Annotated in this window: 17 protein-coding genes; 10 read left to right on the top strand and 7 right to left on the bottom strand. The window is 72.1% G+C overall.

What is annotated here, in order from left to right; genetic code table 11:
- Nucleotides 1-10: 10 nt before the first annotated feature.
- From OV079_RS40225 to OV079_RS40205, 5 genes are all read right to left on the bottom strand, one after another.
- The gene (locus OV079_RS40225) at nt 11-1,981 is read right to left on the bottom strand and encodes an endonuclease/exonuclease/phosphatase family protein (RefSeq protein ID WP_267774981.1); all 1,971 of its coding nucleotides are present in this window, start codon (nt 1,979-1,981) and stop codon (nt 11-13) included.
- On the bottom strand, nt 1,972-2,466 hold the full coding sequence (locus OV079_RS40220) for a GNAT family N-acetyltransferase (protein WP_267774980.1): 495 nt from the start codon (nt 2,464-2,466) through the stop codon (nt 1,972-1,974). Before OV079_RS40220 ends, OV079_RS40225 begins: the two co-directional genes overlap by 10 nt.
- 107 nt (nt 2,467-2,573) lie before the next feature.
- The gene (locus tag OV079_RS40215; protein ID WP_267774979.1) at nt 2,574-4,133 is read right to left on the bottom strand and encodes a hypothetical protein; all 1,560 of its coding nucleotides are present in this window, start codon (nt 4,131-4,133) and stop codon (nt 2,574-2,576) included.
- The gene (locus OV079_RS40210; RefSeq protein WP_267774978.1) at nt 4,130-5,716 is read right to left on the bottom strand and encodes a hypothetical protein; all 1,587 of its coding nucleotides are present in this window, start codon (nt 5,714-5,716) and stop codon (nt 4,130-4,132) included. The genes OV079_RS40215 and OV079_RS40210 overlap by 4 nt, the downstream gene beginning before the upstream one ends.
- Nucleotides 5,716-7,272 carry a type IV pilus twitching motility protein PilT gene (locus tag OV079_RS40205; protein ID WP_267774977.1) on the bottom strand — a complete coding sequence of 519 codons (1,557 nt, stop codon included), beginning with the start codon at nt 7,270-7,272 and terminating at the stop codon, nt 5,716-5,718. Before OV079_RS40205 ends, OV079_RS40210 begins: the two co-directional genes overlap by 1 nt.
- Nucleotides 7,273-7,447: 175 nt before the next feature.
- Here OV079_RS40205 and OV079_RS40200 point away from each other — a divergent pair, with 175 nt between their 5' ends.
- Nucleotides 7,448-8,269 carry a histone deacetylase family protein gene (locus OV079_RS40200; protein WP_267774976.1) on the top strand — a complete coding sequence of 274 codons (822 nt, stop codon included), beginning with the start codon at nt 7,448-7,450 and terminating at the stop codon, nt 8,267-8,269.
- Nucleotides 8,270-8,341: 72 nt separating this feature from the next.
- Here the strand turns inward: OV079_RS40200 and OV079_RS40195 are convergent, their stop codons facing one another.
- The gene (locus OV079_RS40195) at nt 8,342-8,728 is read right to left on the bottom strand and encodes a hypothetical protein (protein WP_267774975.1); all 387 of its coding nucleotides are present in this window, start codon (nt 8,726-8,728) and stop codon (nt 8,342-8,344) included.
- 193 nt (nt 8,729-8,921) lie between these two features.
- On the opposite strand from OV079_RS40195, the gene OV079_RS40190 reads away from it, so the two are divergent.
- Nucleotides 8,922-9,209, top strand: a complete 288-nt coding sequence (locus OV079_RS40190; RefSeq protein WP_267774974.1) for a hypothetical protein — start codon at nt 8,922-8,924, stop codon at nt 9,207-9,209.
- A 174-nt stretch (nt 9,210-9,383) separates the two neighbouring features.
- Nucleotides 9,384-9,752, top strand: coding sequence for a DUF6232 family protein (locus OV079_RS40185; protein WP_267774972.1), 369 nt, complete (start codon nt 9,384-9,386; stop codon nt 9,750-9,752).
- A gap of 70 nt (nt 9,753-9,822) precedes the next feature.
- Here OV079_RS40185 and OV079_RS40180 read toward each other — a convergent pair whose 3' ends face one another.
- Nucleotides 9,823-11,160: a DUF1552 domain-containing protein gene (locus OV079_RS40180; protein ID WP_267774971.1), complete on the bottom strand. Its 1,338-nt coding sequence runs from the start codon at nt 11,158-11,160 to the stop codon at nt 9,823-9,825.
- Between the two features lie 226 nt (nt 11,161-11,386).
- Between OV079_RS40180 and OV079_RS56605 the strand changes: the two genes are divergently transcribed.
- The 7 genes from OV079_RS56605 to OV079_RS40145 all read left to right on the top strand — a co-directional run bounded on the left by OV079_RS56605 (nt 11,387) and on the right by OV079_RS40145 (nt 18,068).
- A complete protein-coding gene (locus OV079_RS56605) occupies nt 11,387-12,013 on the top strand; it encodes an STAS domain-containing protein (RefSeq protein ID WP_267774970.1) in 627 nt (208 codons plus the stop codon).
- Between the two features lie 60 nt (nt 12,014-12,073).
- A complete protein-coding gene (locus tag OV079_RS40170; protein WP_267774969.1) occupies nt 12,074-12,364 on the top strand; it encodes a hypothetical protein in 291 nt (96 codons plus the stop codon).
- 1 nt (nt 12,365) lies between these two features.
- Nucleotides 12,366-12,992, top strand: a complete 627-nt coding sequence (locus OV079_RS40165) for an STAS domain-containing protein (RefSeq protein ID WP_267774968.1) — start codon at nt 12,366-12,368, stop codon at nt 12,990-12,992.
- Between the two features lie 12 nt (nt 12,993-13,004).
- Nucleotides 13,005-13,367 carry a DUF7793 family protein gene (locus OV079_RS40160; RefSeq protein ID WP_267774967.1) on the top strand — a complete coding sequence of 121 codons (363 nt, stop codon included), beginning with the start codon at nt 13,005-13,007 and terminating at the stop codon, nt 13,365-13,367.
- Nucleotides 13,368-13,449: 82 nt separating this feature from the next.
- Nucleotides 13,450-14,475: a glycosyltransferase family 2 protein gene (locus OV079_RS40155; RefSeq protein ID WP_267774966.1), complete on the top strand. Its 1,026-nt coding sequence runs from the start codon at nt 13,450-13,452 to the stop codon at nt 14,473-14,475.
- On the top strand, nt 14,472-15,074 hold the full coding sequence (locus OV079_RS40150) for a class I SAM-dependent methyltransferase (RefSeq protein WP_267774964.1): 603 nt from the start codon (nt 14,472-14,474) through the stop codon (nt 15,072-15,074). Before OV079_RS40155 ends, OV079_RS40150 begins: the two co-directional genes overlap by 4 nt.
- Before the next feature lie 45 nt (nt 15,075-15,119).
- A complete protein-coding gene (locus OV079_RS40145; protein WP_267774963.1) occupies nt 15,120-18,068 on the top strand; it encodes a hypothetical protein in 2,949 nt (982 codons plus the stop codon).
- Nucleotides 18,069-18,544: the final 476 nt, after the last annotated feature.

The raw sequence follows: 18,544 nt of genomic DNA, 5'->3' as shown, positions 1-18,544 counted from the left end.
CACCGCCGACTCACAGGTCTTCGGTGAAGCGGTCGTCGTAGACGTCGGTCTCGTCGATGAAGTCGAAGTCGGCGACCACGTAGCCGGAGATCCGTTCGCAGCGATGAGCCGCGCGCGCGGCCGCGTAGACCATCGTGACGAGGTTGTCCTGCTCCCGCGACCAGCGAGGCGTGTCCTTGGCGAACGCGTGGACCTGAATGAACTCGCGGAGCGCCTGGTTGTTGACGACCTCCTCCCCGACGTCGCCGGGGATCGGCCGACTCACGGCGGTCAGGTCGACATCGACGAGCCGCAACATGCAGGTCAGGTACACGCAGACCCGCCGCGACAGCAGATACGTGTAGTCCAGCGTCGGGTACGCCTCGAGCTTTACGAGCAACCCCTCGAGGACTTGCAGCGCCTCGAACTTGACGCGCGCGCGGATCTTCTCCAGCTCCATCTTCGAGTCGTCGAGCTCCTCGCAGTACGTCTGCTTGAACTCGAGCTCGTACGCCGTCAGCTTCGGCGAGTAATTCTGGTTGCAGAAGATCGCCCCGATCGGCGCGTGGTCGCTGACCGTGCACCACCAGTTGAGCGCGTTGTGGTTCGGGTCGACGTGGAGGATCCCGCTCACCGGCGACACCAGCCCGCAGAAGCGCTTCACCAGCCCCACCGTGCAGATGAAGAAGTCGGCCCGCTTGTTGAGCACCACCTTGATGCGCTTGCCGCCCTCGCTCGAGAACAGCACGACGCGGTCGGCCAGGAAGTTGTCGGACGCGCCCTTGCTCTTCGGCTTGCGCTTCTGCTGCTGCAGGAACCGCTCGAGCGCCGGCACCGGGGTCGAGCTCTCGAACACCTTGTTCTCCGCCGCCTCCTGCAGCTTGGCGAACAGCAGCTTCTTCTCCACCTTGGCGTCGCCGTCCTGCTCGCTCTCCTCGTCGTCCGGATCGAGCTCGATCCCGTACTCCTCGCGGATCGACGACAGCCCGGTCTGGTTGGTCGCCGACAGCGGGATCACCAGCTCGAGCCCGCGGCCCGTCACCGCCCGCTCGAACCGGCCCGCGCGCCCTTGCTCGTGCCCGCGGTCGATCACCGAGGCCTCCGGGTCGAGGTAATAGTCGCCGACCACGATCCAGTGCTCGCCCACCGCCTGCCGCGCCCGCGCCACGTCGAGGATGAAGCGGATCTGGTCGAACTCGTGCTTGCGACTGAGGCCGCTGCCCTTGGGCGTGGTGTGGACGTTGGCCACGTAGAAGTAGCCGCCGTTGCTGTTGAACAGCCGATAGACGACGATCGGCCGGTACGAGGCGTACTTCCGCAGCTGCTTGTTCTTCCGCTTGTGCTCCGGCTTCGTCCAGAAGATCGTGGTGCCTGTCTCGCAGGCCACCCAGCGCCCGCGGTGCAGCGCCCAGCAGCGGTCGCACGCCAGGCGATCGCCGCGGTAGACGATCGGGTAGTACTCGTGCTGGCCCTTCCCGCCCCTGGGCCCGATCGAGACCATATGCGGGCCGAGCATCAGCTGGAGGTCGTGGCCCGCGATGTCGTCCGGCAGCGACTTCAGCGAGACCTGGTTGATCTCCTGCAACACCAGCACGTCGAGCCAGTCGTTCTTGTTGAACAGCCGCCCGATGCTGCACTTCTTCGAGAAGTACTTGGGCTTGGTCTGGTTCATGTGGTTGATGTTCCACGTGGCGATACCCAGGTCGACGGTGCGCGACAGATCGATGGTGAGCACCGACCGGGTCCACTGCGGGTCGTGGACGCTCCGCCCGCTGTCGAGCCGGGAGACCTCGACCTGCGGCAGCGGCACGAGCCACGGCGCGCCCTCGTCCGAGGGCGTCTCGAACGGGTCGACGAACTCGTCCTCCTCCTCCTGCTTGCCCGAGCCGGGGTCGTCGACGACGACGACATCGTCCTCGAGGTACTCGCCGTCGTCGTCCTCGTAGATGCCGTCGTCCGGAAGCTCGTCGTCGACGATGAATTCGCTGTCGCTTATCTCCATGCCCCTCCCTCCGTCCACCGCCGGTCGTAGCGGTCCACCAGCTCGAGGCGACCGCGCCGCCGCCCCACCGCCGTCCGCACGAACGCGTTGCGCTCGAGCACCAGGCGCGAGGCGACGTTGGACCGCGCGACGTAGCTGTGCACGTACGCGAGCGCCAGGGCGTCGCGGGCGAACGCCAGGGTCGAGCCGGCGGCCGCCGTCGCGTGGCCGCGCCCCCGCGCGAACGGAGCCGTCCAGTAGCTGACCTGCGCCGCCCGTCGATCGGGCGTGAAGCAGCCCAGCCGTGTGGTGCCCACCGGCACGCCCGCCGCGACGACCACGAACACGAACGCCTCGCCCGCCTCACGCCGCCGCAGCTGCTCGCGCACCCATCCCTCGGCCTCCGCGCCCGGCAGCGGGATCGCGTCGCCGAACTCCGGCTCTCCCGCGCCCGCACGAGCCAGCCAGCCCGCGTCGTCGAGCTCGAGCGGTCGCAGCGTCCGCACCCGCCGAGCTTATCACCGCCCGCCGGCGCGGTCGCTCGCCCCGCGCCGCGCGTTTGCGATCGCGCCGCCCGCGACGCTCCCGCGAGCCGAGCACGGACCCGACGCGCTCACTCGCTCCGCCGCACGTACTCGTGCTGCACGCCCGTCCACGGCGTCACCATCCCGGCCGCGGACATGTAGCCCGTCATCGGCAGCACGCGCTCCTCGCCGGCCAGCTGGCGCCCGGCCGCGTAGCGCCGCCGCAGCGGCCCGCGCAGCCACGCCGGCGCGTCGCCTTCGATCCAGATCGCCGCAAAATCCCCGCGACTCACCGCCGCGGCCAGGCTCGCCTCGATCTCCTTCTGCCTGTCCTTCGGGACATCATGGATCCCCATCGACCCCACGTGCCCCGGTCCTCCGGCCAGCACGCTCCACCACGGCCGGTGCAGCGCCAGGATCGCCCGCGGCTCGCCCGCGAGCTCGGCCCGCAGCGCCGCCGCCCGCTCGCGCAGCGCCGCCGGCGGGATCGTCCGCGACAGGTCTTGCTTCACATAGCTGTCCCGAAGACCCGCCAGCCCGCGGTCCTGGATCGGCTGATAGGTCGGCTCGGTCACCAGCGCGAACACCAGCTGCGCCGCCACCAGCCCCAACGCCGCCGCCTCGCCGCGCCCGACCGGCAGCACCACCGCCAGCCACGCCGCCGCGAAGCACACCCCCGGCATGAACGCGTTCGGCTCGGCCCACTGCGTCGAATAGCCCAGCGCCGACACCAGCAGCCCCGCCGCCGCCATCACCCCCCAGTACGCCGGCCCCCGCCACCTGTCTTCACGGACATGCCCTTTACGCCATGCCCGAGCGGCCAGCCAACGCCCGCCGATCAGCCCCACCAGCACCGCCAGGAACGGCGCCGCGTGTAAAAACATCCCCCAGGTCTTGCGCCAGAACCGCACCGCGTTGAACGCGTGCGATTGATGCAACTTAAAAACATACGTCCACAGCCGCCCCTCGGTCAGCCACTGCCCGAGCAGCACGCCGCCGCCGTCGATCGCCGCGATCGTGGCCGCGTAGATCCACACCAGTCGCGGTGCCACGATGAGCCCGGCGACCCCGCTCGCCAGCACGAACACCGCGGCGGTCTGCTTGGCCCAGAACGCCGACGCGACCAGCACGCCCGCCGCCACCACCCGGCGCAGGCTCCCCGCGCTCTCGCGCAGCAAGATCAACCCCCACAGCAACAGCGCCAGGAACAAGCTGTCCGCGCGGGCCACGTCGTACCAGCGGAACGTGAACACGTAGCCCGACAGGAACAGCCCGACCGCCGCCGCCGCGTGCGCGCGCGGCTTGCCCTCGAATCGCACCAGCCGCCACAGCCCCGCGGCCACCGCCCCGATCGCCGCGACGCTCACCGCCCGCCCGAGCACGTAGCCGAGCGGCAGCACCCAGCCGAGCACCGCCAGCACCGCCGGATACAGCGGCGTGTACAAGAACGGCACGAACTCGGCCGAAGGCTCGGGATAGATGCTCTGCCCCTGCTGCAGCCGCAGCGCCGTGTGCAGGCTGCCGCCCTCCATCCATTCGAGCTCGAGCGGGAAGCCGATCCGGCACGCGAACACGACCGCCATCGCGACCGCCCACGCGATCGTCAGCGCGACCACCAGCGCCCGCAGGCGCGCCACCCACACGCTCACTGCGCCACCCCGTCGACGAAGGGCCCGACCGCGTGCCCGCGCCGGCGCAAGCAACAGTAATAGCCGACCTCGAGCACACCATCGGCCTCATGCGGGTCGGCCACCGAGCCCGGCTCGGCGCACGCCCACACCATGTCGCGCCCGAAGCCCCGGTTCTGCGCCGCGGACGGCGGCGGCCGCTTCGGCCCGACGTACCCGACGTGACACAGCAGATCGGGGTCGCGCGCGACGATCACCGCCTGCGGCGCCATCAGCTGATGCCCGGGTCGCGCCTTCGCCTGCGGCCGCACCTCGACCTCGCGCGGCCAGCGGTCGACCAGCCCGTACACGTCGACCGCCCGCAACTTCGACGCGTACGGCAACGCCCCCGCCGCCCCGACCGAGATCGTGATGTCCCCCGGGACATTATTTTTAAACCATGTCCCTGCGGCCACCCGCTCGCGCGCGAACCGATCCATCGCGGTCACGCCCTCCCAGCGCCCGTCGATCCACCCCGTCGGCGTCGCCCGATCCCCAATCAAACGATCGCGCGACATGACCCCGAGGACAGCCGCCAGCGCCAGGCCCACGCCGGTCGCCGCCGCCGGTCCGCGCGGCCCGAGCACGCGCTCGCCTGCTTCGACCAGCAGCCAGCCGACCAGCCCGGCAGTCAGCGCGGTGGCCACTAGAAAGCGCCCGTAGGCCATGAAGTCGCCGCCGACCGACCACGCGTAACCGAGCACCGCCGCGATGGGGAGCACCAGCGGCGCGTGCCGGGCCCGCAGCAGCAGCCCCAGCGGTGCCAGCCACACCAGCCGCAGCGCGCTCGCCCACGTCGTCACGTAGGCGACCCCGAACGTGTCGCGCAGCAGCCGGCCGTGCTGCTTGATCGCCCACGTGTTCGGCAGCCACTCCCCGTAGTACGTCCACCGCCACAGCAGGTGCGCGAGCAACGGCCCGCCCGCCAGCGCCGCCGCGACCGCGGCCTCGCGCACCGACGGTAACCTCTCTCGCCTGCCCCCGAGGACATGCCCCATCGACCATGTCGCAAAAAACACCCCGATCGGCAGCACCGCGTCGGGCCGGGTCAGCCCCGCCAGCGCCGTCGCCACCCCGGCCGCGCGCCAGCGCCCGCTCGCGGTCGCAGCCATCGCCGCGATCGTCAGCGCGGCCGCCCACGACGTCTCGAGCCCGCCGTGGGCCCACACCACGTACTCTGGCGCCGCCGCCAGCAAGAACGCCGGGATGAGGTCGGCCGCCGACCACGCGCTCGCCCCTCGCAGCGCCCGCACCAGCACCACGGTCGCGGCCGCCCCGGCCAGCGCCCCGAGCTGCGTAAGCCACGGCGCCAGCACCTCGGGCAGCGCTCCGAGACATGTCCCGAAGGCCAGCACGACCACCCACGAGAAATTCGTATAGCCCTCGACCCGCTCGCCGAGGTTGTACTCGAGCGCCCCGTGCTCGGCGAGGTTCCAGGCGTAGCGGAACGAGATGTACGCGTCGTCGCAGACGAACTGCCACGCGCGCGCGTGCAGCAGCAGCGCGACCGCGGTGGCGACCGCCAGCGCGACGACGGCGATCTTCTGCCCGCGCCTGGCCGGCATCACAGCGACCGACGCAGCGCCTCTGGGTCTTGCGCCGCGCCCATCGCCGCCTCGAGCGACACCTTGCGCGCGCGGACCAGCGCCGCCAGCGACTGCTCGAGCGACACCATCCCGTCGGCCCGCCCGGTCTGGATGGCCGTGGCGATCTGGTGCCCGCGGCCCTCGCGGATCTGGGCCGCCACCGCCGCCGTCACCAGCATCTTCTCAAACGCCACCGCGCGCTCGTTCCGCGACACCGGCACCAGCACCTGCGTCACGATCGCCTTCAGCGTGCCCGCCAGCTGGAGGCGCACCTGCGCCTGCTGGTGGCCGGAGAAGCCGTCGATGATGCGGTCGACCGCCATCGCCGCGCCGGCCGCGTGCAGCGTCGAAAGCACCAGGTGGCCCGTCTCCGCGGCCGTCAGCGCCGCCGAGATCGTCTCCGGGTCGCGCATCTCGCCGAGCAGGATGATGTCGGGCGCCTCGCGCAGCGACGCGCGCAGCCCCTCGGCGAAGCTGGCCACGTCGCGCCCCACCTCGCGCTGGTGGATCAGCGCCTTCTTGCTCGTGAACACGTGCTCGATCGGGTCCTCGAGCGTCACCACGTGCTTCGCCGCCGAGCGGTTGACGTGCTCCACCAGCGCCGCCAGCGTCGTCGACTTGCCCGAGCCCGTCGGCCCCGTGAACAGCACCAGCCCCGCCGGGTAGCCGACCAGCGCGGTGAAGTCGTCGGGCAGACCGAGCTCGGACAGCGTCGGCGCCTTGTCGCGCACCGGCCGGAGCGCGGCCGACAGCCCGCGCTGCTGGCGGAACACGTTGGCGCGGAAGCGCAGCCCGCCGAGGTCGAGCGCCGTGTCGACGCTGCCCGCCGAGCGCAGTCGGGCCCGCTGCTCCGGCCCCAGCACTTTTGAAAACAGCGCCGCGATCGCCGCCTCCGAGGCCGGCGTCCCGATCTCGCGCAGATCGCCGGCGGTGCGCACCCGCGGCGCCAGCCCGGCCGAGAAGATCACGTCGGCCGCCCCCTCCCAGTGAGCCCGCTGCAGCACCCCGCGCAGCTCGTCGGCCGCCCGCTGCGCCTCCTCGTCGGGCTCTTCGGACATGTCCTCGACGACAGGTTCCGGCGCCACCGGCTGCGGCGCGGCCACCGGGGCGGCCGCGCTGCGCACCGGCGCCGGTCGCACGGGAGGCGGCGGCGCGGGGGCGCGGACCGGCGGCAGGTCGGGCACCGGGTGGCTGTCCTGAGGGACAGGTCTTCCGGCACCCGCCCCGGCGGCCACCCGCGCCTTGGCCAGGCTCAGGTGGTAGCGCCCGCCGTCGATCTTGATCTCGCCGGAGAAGCGCTGGCCTTCGAAGGTGTGCTCGACCTTGACCGACTTGCGGGCGTCGAGCTCCTGGCGCTGCTCCGGGGTGACGAGGTCCTCGAAGAACATCGCCACCATCTCGTGGCTGACCTTCGGCATCGACAGCGGCACGTCGGCGCCGGCGCGTTTGAGCGAGGGGACGCGTTCGGAGGCGAGGACCAGGCCGTCGGCCTTCTGGGCGTCGAGGATCTTGAGCAGCGAGTCGATCGCGGCCATGGCGCCGGTATAGCGCGAGGTCTGGTCTCCTCGCCAGTGCTCCCCGTCCGATGCGCGCGCAGCCGGGGCGTGGCATCGTCAGGGCGCATGCACGTGTTTTATTCCGACCAGTTCGTGCTGCCGCTGCCGCCCGGCCACCGCTTCCCGATGGCCAAATACGCCGCCCTGCGCGCGCGTGGCCGCCAGCGGCCTGGTCGACCCCTCCGAGATGCACGTGCCCGAGCGCGCCACCCGGGAGCAGCTCGCGCTGGCGCACGACCCGGGCTACGTCGACCGCGTCTGCCGCGGCGAGCTCAGCGCCCGCGAGCAGCGCGAGATCGGCTTCCCCTGGTCGGAGGCCATGGTCGAGCGCTCCCTGCGGTCGACCGGCGCCACCATCGGCGCCTGCCGGGCCGCGCTGATCCACCAGAGCTTCGCCGTCAACCTGGCCGGCGGCACCCACCACGCCTCCCGCGACCACGGCGACGGCTACTGCGTGTTCAACGACAGCGCCGTGGCGGCCCGCGTCATGCAGGCCGAGCGCCGCGCCGACCGCGTCCTCGTGGTCGACTGCGACGTCCACCAGGGCGACGGCACCGCCAGCATCCTCGCCGGCGACGACACCATCTTCACCTTCTCGATCCACGGCGCCAAGAACTACCCCTTCAAAAAACAGACGAGCGACCTCGACATCGACCTGCCCGATCGCACCGGCGACGCCGACTACCTCGCCGCCCTGGGCCGCGGCCTCACCGAAGCGCTCGCCCGCGCCCGCCCCGACCTCGCCATCTACCTCGCCGGCGCCGACCCCTACGAGGGCGACCGCCTCGGCCGTCTGGCCCTCACGAAGGAGGGCCTGGCGCAGCGCGACTGCCTGGTTTTACGGACATTGCGTGAAGCACATGTCCCCACGGCCATCTCGATGGCCGGCGGCTACGCCAAGGAGCTCGAGGACGTGGTCGAGATTCATCTCAAAACGGTGAGCATCGCGGCGGAGCTCTGCGACGCCTGGACGTGAGCCGTCGTCACGGCGGCGAGCAGGCCGGGCCGTCGCGCGAATCGACGGCCTGGCCGGAAGCGCCGCGACGGCTCACCAGTCTTCGCACGGCACGCACGTCGAGATGTGCGGTTCCCACCCGGTGCATTCTTTCGGGCACCAAGCGCCGGTCCCGAAGCAGGTCCGCTTCATGATGTTGTTGACCCGGCCGTTCGAGCAGGTGCCACAGGCATGAAACGCGTGGCTGTATTCCATGTACTGGTCGCTGCACGGATCCTCGGCCGGTCTGACCGGCGCCGCCAGATCCCGGGGCCCGTCGTCGACGGAGTTCTGCCGCTCTTCCGCCTCGTCTTCCGCGACGGCCAGCTCCTCGGCGTCGATCCGCGCCTCTTCCTCGGCGACGAAGCTCGCCTCGTCGCAGCCGCCGATCGCCAGCGAAAACACCATCACGCCCAGTCCGGCCAACATCTTCTTCGTCATGGATCGTTCTCCTTACGGTTCAGTTCGGTTCGGTCGGTGAGCCCCATTCCCGGGCCTTCCTGGGGGATGACAGGTGCGACGATTCGTTGTCGCATCGCCCCGCGCAAAAAAGGCGCCGCGCATTTATGCGGACCGTGCATTCCGAATCACGAACTGAGCTGCAAGAAGATAGCGGGCTCGACCATTCGACTACATGCACTGCTACGTCACCGTCGGCCCGGAGTGGCTGGCGATCCTCGCCGCCCTGCAGGGCGACAGCGAGTCCGAGGCCGTGGCGCAGGAGCTACAGGACCGCTACGTCACGATCTACCGCAACGCCCTCGCCCCGTTCTCCTCCTTGCCGCCCCGCGAGCTGCAGCGCCGCTGCGTCGCCATCATCGGCGCGGCCGAGGCCCTCGGCCGCGAGCTGTTCCGCGGCCGCCTCGACGAGCCCGCCGCCGCCACCACCCTCGCCTCGCTGATCGTCGCCTGGCTGTCGTGAGCGCTACGCGCGAGCATCGGCCGCGTCCATCGAAGCGTGCGCAACGTTACGCAGAAAATCGAAAAACGGGGTGACCGGAAACGGCGTAACGATACACGCATCCACTCGATATACTGTGGACATTGACGACTCCACGAGCAGCGGTGCAGCCTGGGGCGTATGGCTGAAGAAGTATTGTTCGAGCTCGGCGCCGTCAAAATCACTCCGGCCCGCGTGGTGAGCGGCGGCACCACCTATGCGGTCGCCAACATCACCTCCGTAAAGGCGGCGACGGACACAGCTTGCCGCATTCATGGCACGGTCATCGCCCTCGTCGGCCTGACATTGGCGCTGACCCGTTCGACCGAGGCCATCGTCATCGGCGCCGTCGTGATCGTCGCCGGCGTCCTCTACGCCATCTTCGGCAAATACACCGAGGTCGTCCTCACTACGGGCGCCGCCGAGCAGAAGGCGTTCCGCGCCCGCGACGAGAAGGTCGCGCTCGAAGTGGCCTCGGCGATCAACCTCGCGATCATGAAGCGCAGCGCCCTGCTCGGCCGCTGACCGGCTCACCGCAGGCGATCGAGCTCGCCGGTGCAGTCGAGCTTCGCGCCGCCCTTGAGCGGCACCGACGTCACCCCGACCGCCTCGCGCTCGACCCCCATCGCCCGGGCGATCGACACCAGCAGGCGGTTGTGCGGCGGGCCTTGCGGCTCGTCGCCGAGCAGGCCGGGCACCACGTTCGTCTGCCGCCAGTAGATGTAGCGCCCCGGCTTGTCGAAGTAGCCGGTGCCCCCGGCCAGCACCACGGGCAGGTGGTGCAGCTGGTGCTCCGGCGTCCCGAGCTCGCTCGACCACACCACCAGCGTGTCGTCGAGCAGCGTCCCCCGGCGCTCGGGATGTCCTCGAGGACATCCAGCAACTTCGCCACGTCCTCCGCGTGGTAGCGGCCGAAGTTCGTCATCACCTGGGCGGCCACCGGGTCCGACGACACCGCGTGGGCGAAGTCGTTGTGGATGTCTCCCGGCGGCGCACCGACCTGCTCGTTGCGGAGTCCCCACAGCGCCAGCACCCCGACGCGGGTGAGATCGCACGACAGCGCCAGCGCGATCAGCGTCGTGAACAGCTCAGTCCGCTGATCGTACCACTCGGGTTCTTCCCAGGGCGCCACCTCTCCGGGCGGGGCCGGCACGTCACATGTCTTTTGGGACAGCGCCTCCAGCTGCAGCTCGAGCGCGCGCAGCAGGTCGCGGTGCTGCTCGACCTTGACGCGGTCGGCCGCGCCGAGGCGGGGCGCGACCGCCGAGAATTGCGCGCGCGCCAGCTCGACCACCTGGCGCTGGCGGACGCGGATCGCCGCCACGTCGGTCGGCAGCGGCGCGCCGCCGGGCCCGTCGGGGAACAGCCGCGTGTACAGCTCGGCCGGCTCGTAGATGTAGGGCAGCGTCTTGCCGCTCGCGTCGTAGGAGTACGGCCAGCTGCCGTGCGACACCTGCAGCGACGCGATCTGGCCCGCCTCGGCTATCGCCGACGCCACGATCTGATCGATCGACGGCCCCTGCGCGTGCGCCGGGCCGTCCTCGAGCTCCACCGCCTGCGTCCCCGTCAGCGCCGTCGCGTGCCCTTCCTTGTGCTCGTTGAGCGCGGTCGTCAGGCCCACCGCGTTGCCGAGCCCGTCGAGGATCGACAGGCGCGCGCGGTGGCGGTGGAGCGGTTGCAAGACCTCGCTGAACTCGGGCGCAGCGAGCGGCGACAGCGGCACCTCCCAGTCCTCGTCTTCGGGCATCTCGCCGGGGCGCATGCGCCAGCGCGGGTACACCGCGCCGTGCTCCGTCATCACCACCAGCAGGCGTCGCACCGGCGCTTCCGCTTGTGCTCGCGCGCCGCGCGGCAGCAGCGACGGCAGACACAGCGCCCCGAGCCCGAGCCCGAGCCCGCCGCGCAGCCACGTGCGACGCGACGTCGACGTCACCTCGCCTCCGTCGCGCCGAGCAAGTCCGCGCGTGCCCGCGCGCGCACGATCGCGCTCGCGTGTGGGCCCGCGGCGGGTCGCGTGTCGGTCCTGCGGACATGCACATGCATCACTCGCGCGACCATCGCTCGTCACCGTACGAGCACCGCCGCGGTGGGTCAAGGCGCGCGGCGCTCACCGCGAGAGAGCGTTGACACGTTCGCGCGGGCTTCTCAATTGCCTGGCAGTGTCGGTCACGATCGAGGGCGAGCGCGTCGATCAACTCCTTCGCATCATCGTGGCGGCGGCGACGGGCGACTACGAGTTGCGGGTCCCGCTCGTCGAGGAGGACGACGACGAGTTCCTCGAGGTCGAGCTCGGGGTCAACTACTTGTTGGAGGAGCTCGCGCTCGGCAAGGCCAAGAGCGACAGCCAGCGCCAGCAGCTCGAGGCCCGCGCCGAGGAGCTGGCGCACCAGCAGAGCGAGCTCGTGGAGGCGCTGTCGACCCCGGTCATCGCGGTGTGGCCGGGCGTCCTCGCGCTGCCGCTGGTCGGCCGCATCGACGACGAGCGCGCCGCGCGGATCACCGCCGTCTTGCTCGAGCGCGTCGCCGCCGAGCGGGCCACCCACGTCATCCTCGATCTGACCGGCGTCGGCACGATCGCCGGCAACACCATGCCGGGGCTGCTCCGCATGGTCCGCGCGATCGGCCTGCTCGGCGCGAGCTGCCTGCTCACCGGCATCAGCCCCGCCGTCGCCCAGCAGATCGTCGCGCTCGGCGAGGTCGAGGGCCGCGCCCCGGTGCGCGCGCTGGCCCAGCTGAGCGACGCGCTCGCGCACGTCCTGGCCCAGAAAGGCGCCCTGCGGGGCTGAGCATGCCGTTCCGCTACGAGGAGCTCGTGACCCCGGGGTCGGCCGTACGTGCGGGTCCACGTGTCGGGCGACATCAGCCTCGGCGACGCCGAGGAGTACGTGGCCAAGTTCCTCGGGCAGTACCGCGGCCGGCACGTCCTGTCGGTGGTGGCCAGCGGCACCGAGTACTCGGCCAAGGCGCGCAAGCACCTGCTGGCGATGGAGGAGGCCGGCCCGCACGCGACGGTGACGACCAGCGCGCTGGTGCGGTCGGCGATCAACCTGATGACGCGGTCCACCGACCCGAGCAGGTACCGCGTGTTCGGCAACGAGTTCGAGGCGATGGCCTGGCTCGAAGACCAGGAGGGGTGACGTGTCGCTGACGATCTCGCAGGCGCGGCTCCACGGGCTCCTCGACGTGCTCGTCAACGCCGGCAGCGGCGACTACGACGTGCGGGTCCGGCTCGAGGAGAACGAGGACGCTCTGCTCGACGTCGAGCTCGGCATCAACTACTTGCTCGACGACCTGATCGACCGCCGCGACCAGAACGAGGCCCAGGAGGAGGAGCTGCTGACGCGCACGCGGCTGCTCGCGCGCCAGCAGGACGAGCTCGTGCAGGCGCTGTCGACCCCGGTGATCGTCGCCTGGCCGGGCGTGCTGGCGCTGCCGCTGGTCGGCCGCATCGACGACGCGCGGGCCGCCACCATCACCAGCGTGCTGCTGGGCCGCGTCGCCGCCGAGCGGGCCACCCACGTCATCCTCGACCTCACCGGCGTCGCCGCGATCGCCGGGCCCACCATGCCGGCGCTGCTCCGCATGGTCCGCGCGATCGGCCTGCTCGGCGCGCAGTGCCTGCTCACCGGCATCCGCCCCGACGTCGCCCCGCAGATCGTCGCGTGCGGCGGCGCCGACGGCCACGTCCGCGCGCTCGCGCAGCTGTCCGACGCGCTGGCCCTCGTGCTCGCCGAGAAGGGCGCGCTCGCCCAGCCGCACAAGTAGGAGTCACCGCGCATGCCGTTCTTTTACGAAGAGGCCACGACCCCGCAGGGCAAGCCGCTGCTGCGGCTCACCGCCCAGGGCGAGGTCACGCTCGCCGACGCCGAGTCGCTCGGCGCCCGCATCGAAGAGGGCGCGCCGAATCATCGCTGGCGGATCCTCTCGATCGTCGAGAAGGGCACCGAGTACTCCGCGGGGGCCCGCAAGTACTTCCCGAGCCTGCAGCCCAAGTACGGCGCGATCGCCGTCGTCGTCACCAGCCCGATCGTCCGCGCCGCGATCAACATGATGATGCGGCTGACGGGCCAGGCGCCGAACCTGCACCTCTTCACGACCGAGGCCGAGGGGCTGGCCTGGCTGGACGGCCTCGAGATCTGAGGCGATCTCGGCCCTGGCGGGGGTCTGCGGGGCGAACGCGCGGATCCGTCGCGCCGTGGTATAAGGTGCGCCGCCCGGCCCTGTGAAGCTCATCATCCAGATCCCCTGCCTCAACGAGCGGGAGCACTTGCCGGCGACCTTCGCCGACCTCCCGCGCGCGCTGCCGGGGATCGACAGCATCGAGGTGCTCGTCATCGACGACGGCAGCACCGACGACACCGCGGCCGTGGCCGAGCAGATCGGCGTGCACCACGTGCTGCGCTTCCCGGGCCACCGCGGGCTCGCGGTCGCGTTCCAGGCCGGCGTCGACGCCTGCCTCGCGCTCGGCGCCGACATCATCGTCAACACCGACGCCGACAATCAGTACCCCGGCGCCGACATCGCTCGCCTGTGCGCGCCGATCCTCGCCGGCCGCGCCGACCTCGTCGTGGGCGACCGCCAGACCGACACCATCCCGCACTTCGGCCCGCTCAAGCGGCTGCTGCAGCGCTGGGGCTCGCGCGTGGTGCGGCGCGCCTCGGGCACCGCCGTGCGCGACTCGACGAGCGGCTTTCGGGCCATGAACCGGCGGGCCGCCGCCGCGCTGTTCGTCCACAACCGCTTCACCTACACCCTCGAGTCGATCATCCAGGCCGGCGCGGCCGGTCTGACGATCGTCGACGTGGCGATCACCACCAACCCGGAGCTCCGGCGCTCGCGCCTGTTCCGCTCGATGGGCAGCTACGTCCGCCGCAACGGCGCGGTCATCGTCCGCTCGTACGGCATGTACTGGCCGGTCCAGACCTTCGGCGTGATCGCCCTGCTGCTGCTCGCGTTCGGCCTCGCCCTCGGCGGCCGCTTCACCTACTTCTACCTGTCCCGTTGGCCAGAAGAGAGCGGCCACACCGAGTCGCTGCTGGTCGGCGTCGGCGCGGTCGTGCTGGCCTTCCTGGTCGCGCTGATGGCGTTCCTCGGCGACCTCAGCGCCGCCAACCGCCGCCTGACCGAGCAGGTGCTGACGCAGGTGCGCGGCCTGTCGGCGGCGCTCGCGGCCCAGCAGATCGCCCCGGCCATCGCCGGCCACCGCCGCACCGCCGCCGCGCCCTGGCGGTCGGAGGAGCGGACGTGAAGGTCGACGTCGGCAACGTCGTCGGCAACGCCGAGGCGAAGTACGACCACCCGAACCCGATCGCCCGCCGCCTGGTCGCCGGCTTCAAGCGGGCCGTCGGCGACCTGTACCTTCGGACATGTCCCGAGAGCGTGCTCGAGGTCGGCTGCGGCGAGGGCCTGCTGGCCGACAGCCTGATCCGCCTGCGCCGCCCGGCCAGCTTCGAGGCCTGCGACGTCGACCTGTCGCGCCTTTCGCCCGGCCTCGACCCGGGCCTGTCCTTTCAGACAGCCTCGATCTACCAGCTCCCGCACGCCGACCGCAGCGTCGACCTCGTGCTCGCCTGCGAGGTGCTGGAGCACCTCGAGGACCCGGCCGCCGGCCTGCGCGAGCTGGCCCGCGTCGCCCGCCGCGCCGTGCTGATCAGCACCCCGTGGGAGCCCGTGTGGCGCGCCCTCAACCTCGCCCGCGGCCGCTACGTGCGCGCGCTCGGCAACACCCCCGGGCACATCCAGCACTTCTCGCGCCGCGCCCTGCTGCGCCTGGCCGAGACGCGCCTGCGCGTGGTCGAGGTGCGCCGGCCCTTGCCCTGGACGGTGATCCTCGGTGAGCCGCGCTGAGCCCGAGCCGCGCGAGGGTCTCGACCTCCCAGCTTCGAGGTGGTCGTGAGCCGTCCGCCCCCGCGCGGCCGGCTGCTCCGCCTGGCTGTTCGGACATGGCCCTTCGCGCTGGTCACCGCGCTCGGCCTGTGGTTGCTGTGGCCGGTGCCCGCCGGCGTCATGCCGCTGTCGGCCGACCACACCGTCCACCTCACGCGCGCCTGGCTGTACGGCCAGCAGCTGGCCGGCGGCCACCTGGTCGGCTGGAGCCCGTTCTGGTTCTTCGGCTTCCCGCTCGGCGAGCTCTATCCGCCCCTCGGCGATTTGCTGGTGATCGCGGTCCGGCTCGTCACTCTCGGCCTGCTCGACTGGGCCCAGGCCTACGCGCTCGCGTTCACCCTCGTGTTCCTGCTGCAGGGCTGGGCCCTGCTGCGCTGCGGCCGGGCTTTGGGCCTCGGCCCGCTGGCCGGCGTCGTCGCGGCCGCGCTGGCCCTGCTCGACGCCGGGGCCTACCGCGAGGGCGGGTGGATCTACACCGTCACCTACGGCGTGTGGCCGCAGGCGCTGGCCACCAGCCTGGCCTACTGGGCCCTGGCCGAGCTGGCCCTGGCCGCACGTGTCCGCGAGGGCATGTCCCCGGGGACACATCACCGCCACCTCGCGCTCGCCGCCCTGGCCGCCGCCGCCGCGCTGCTGGCCCACCCGATGAGCCTGCCGATGCTGGCGATGGCCGCGCCGCTGTGGCTGATCACCGTGGGCCTGCGTGGCGCCGGGCCGGTCGCCGGACCGGTCACGAGCCCGCTCGAGCCGGCGCCCGACGCCGCGGTCCAGCGCAACGCCGAGCCGCCGCCTCCCCCCGAAAACCCGACGGCCGCGGCTCCTCTCCGACATGTCCCTGAGGACATCACGGGCGCGACCACCCCGGTCGGCCTGCCCGTCGCCGCGGCCGCCGCGGCGTTCGCCTCCGCTGCCGCCGGCGCGTCGCAACCTGTCCCTGCGGACATCTACCCGCCGACCCTCGGCCCCGTCGAGCTCACCGCGCCCGCCGCCTCGTCTGTCCCTACGGACACCTCGTCCGCGCAGGGCCCGGCCCCGGGCCCCCGGCCCTCCGTCCCTCTCACCCGCCGCGAGCGGCTCGCCGGCGCCGCCCTCGACCTCGCCCTCGCCCTCGGCCTCGCCCTCGCTCTCGCCGCCTGGTGGCTGTGGCCGATGGCCGCCCATCGCGGCTACATGGCCAGCTACGGCTGGCTGTACGCGCCGCTCGACGCCATGCTGCGCATGCTGCAGGCGGGCCAGTGGACCCAGCTCATGGCGCCCGCGGCCGGCTTCACCGCCCTGCTCGGGCTCCTCGTCGCCGCGGTCCGCGGCGCGGGCTTCCTCCGCTTCCTCGCCCTGCTCGCGCTGGTCCACTGGCTGCTGGCCAGCACCGACGTGTTCTGGACCCTCCGCCTCGACCGCCTCAGCGGCGGCTTCTCGCACATCCAGTACCAGCGGTTCCTGACGGCCGCCAAGCCGGGCCTGTTCCTGCTGACCGGCGCAGTCGTCGGCGGTCTCTCCGTCCTGTCCGTTCGGACATGGTCGAAGAGCAATGTCAAAAAGGCCATGTCGTTCGGGACAGCCGCGGCGGCCGCAGCCCTGGTCGCCTGGCTCGCGCGCGACGCGAGCAACCTGGCCCGGCGTCACGGGGTCGGCGTGGTCCAGGTCGAGCGCATGCCGGGCGACCCGGCCTTCGAGGCCGCCTACGAGCAGTTCCTGCAGTGGGCCGCGAGCGCCCGCCACGGCCAGCCCGCGGACGGGCGGATCGCGGTCCGCACCGACCGCAACGCCCACTGGTTCATGGACAGCCCGGTCTACACCGGCACCCCCGTCTACAAGATCGGCTTCACCCCCGGCGACAACTTCGTCCACAAGCCCGAGTCTGGGTCGGCCCGCGTCCTCGACCTCGCCCAGGCCCGCTACCTGCTCGCCCAGGGCGGCAGCGGCGGCTCGCAGGTGGCCAGCTTCGGCCCGCTCCGCGTGTTCGAGCGGCCGAACGCCGCCGGCATCGCCCGCATCGACGGCCCGGGCGAGCTCCTCGTCGAGGCCGCCGATCTGCAGGCCGGCCGCGTCCGCGTGCGCCTCGCCGGCACCGCCCCCGACTCGCGCCTGGTGTTCCACGTCGCCGGCTACCCGCGCTGGGACCTGTCCTTCCGGGCAGGTGACGGCGCGCCCGCCGAGCTGGTGCCGTGGATCGAGGTCCCGGTGGTCGGCGACGGTCCGACCGCCACGCCGGAGCAGCGCCTGCGCGGCGAGCTGCGCGGCGGCAAGGCCCTCGGCGACGACGGCAGCGAGCCGACCCTGATCGCCGCGCCCGCGCGCGACGGCGTGTTCGAGCTCCGCTACGCCCGCTGGCGCTGGTTCGACGCCGCCGGCCTGCTGGCCAGCCTCGCCGCCCTGCTCGCCTGCGCCTCGCTGCTCCGCTCGCCGCGCCTGGTCGACCGCCTGCGCCCGCTCGCCCGCCGCCTGGCCCACCCGGCCGTGCTCGCCGTCGTCGCCGCCGCCGCGATCGTCGGCGCCGGCCTGCGCTGGCGCACCGCCGCCGAGCGCGAGCGCCCGCTCGCCAGCGCCCGCGTCGCCGACGGCCGCGCCGCCGCCACGCACGCGCGCAGCGGCCCGCTCAAGACCGACATGCTGATCTTCCCGGCCGTCGTCGCCGACCCCCGCCGCCCCTCCGAGGTCGTGTTCTCCGGGGTCGCCCCCGGCCCCGCGCTCGACGCCTGGTTCGCGCTCGACGACGACGACGCCAAACAGCGCCGCCGCGGCTCCTACCGCGTCCAGATCGACGCCCGCTCGCCCGGCAGCGCCACCTGGACGCCGCTCGCCGACTTCACCGCCGCCCACCGCCCCGACCGCCAGCGCCCGCGCATTCCTGTCCCCGAGGACATGCAGCGCGCGGCCGACCTCGCCGTCCGCATCACCCCGACCGGCGAAGCCCCTCCCAGATTCGGCTTCGATGTCGCGCTCGCCGATCGGTGATCATGTCCTTGAGGACATGGGCGATCGAACAGCGTTGAGCACGGCATTCGTCAGTGGCGTGGGTCGGCTCCGCGATCCGCCGCGGTCGCAGAGTGAGCCGCGGTCGCGAGCGACCCAGCAGTGACTTTGGCGCAGCCGAGCGGCTGCGCCGATGCGGCGGAGGCCGCAGCGACCAGGCATTTCCAGCAACGAAGTAGACCGAAGCGACGACGCCGCGACGCGACTTCTCCGGGTTGTGAGATCTACAGAGGACCAATCCAGCAAGGGCGTAGGAGCCGGCCAGCGACCCCGCCGATGCCAAGAGACCTGCTGACGAAGGCCGTGGTCGCCGCGCCTGATCTCGGAACTCGCTCGGATAGGCGCGAGCCGCAGATCGTGGTCGCCGACCCGCGGGCCGAGAACGAGCAAGCAGGTAGACTCCCGCGGCAACAGAGGCCTCTGCAGCCGCCGTCCTGCTCGGCCTCGCGCACCCTGCC

It is taken from the genome of Nannocystis pusilla (assembly GCF_026626665.1).
In the GTDB taxonomy this organism is placed as follows: domain Bacteria; phylum Myxococcota_A; class Polyangia; order Nannocystales; family Nannocystaceae; genus Nannocystis; species Nannocystis pusilla.
This window is presented reverse-complemented; position numbering and strand designations above follow the sequence as displayed.

Bases quoted from the DNA above. Each gene is read 5' to 3' on its own strand.
- OV079_RS40190 (WP_267774974.1), top strand. From the start codon at position 8,922: ATGCACTGCTACGTCACCGTCGGCCCGGAGTGGCTGGCGATCCTCGCC.
- OV079_RS40225 (WP_267774981.1), bottom strand. From the start codon at position 1,981: ATGGAGATAAGCGACAGCGAATTCATCGTCGACGACGAGCTTCCGGAC.
- OV079_RS40210 (WP_267774978.1), bottom strand. From the start codon at position 5,716: ATGCCGGCCAGGCGCGGGCAGAAGATCGCCGTCGTCGCGCTGGCGGTC.
- OV079_RS40160 (WP_267774967.1), top strand. From the start codon at position 13,005: ATGCCGTTCTTTTACGAAGAGGCCACGACCCCGCAGGGCAAGCCGCTG.
- OV079_RS40195 (WP_267774975.1), bottom strand. From the start codon at position 8,728: ATGACGAAGAAGATGTTGGCCGGACTGGGCGTGATGGTGTTTTCGCTG.
- OV079_RS40205 (WP_267774977.1), bottom strand. From the start codon at position 7,272: ATGGCCGCGATCGACTCGCTGCTCAAGATCCTCGACGCCCAGAAGGCC.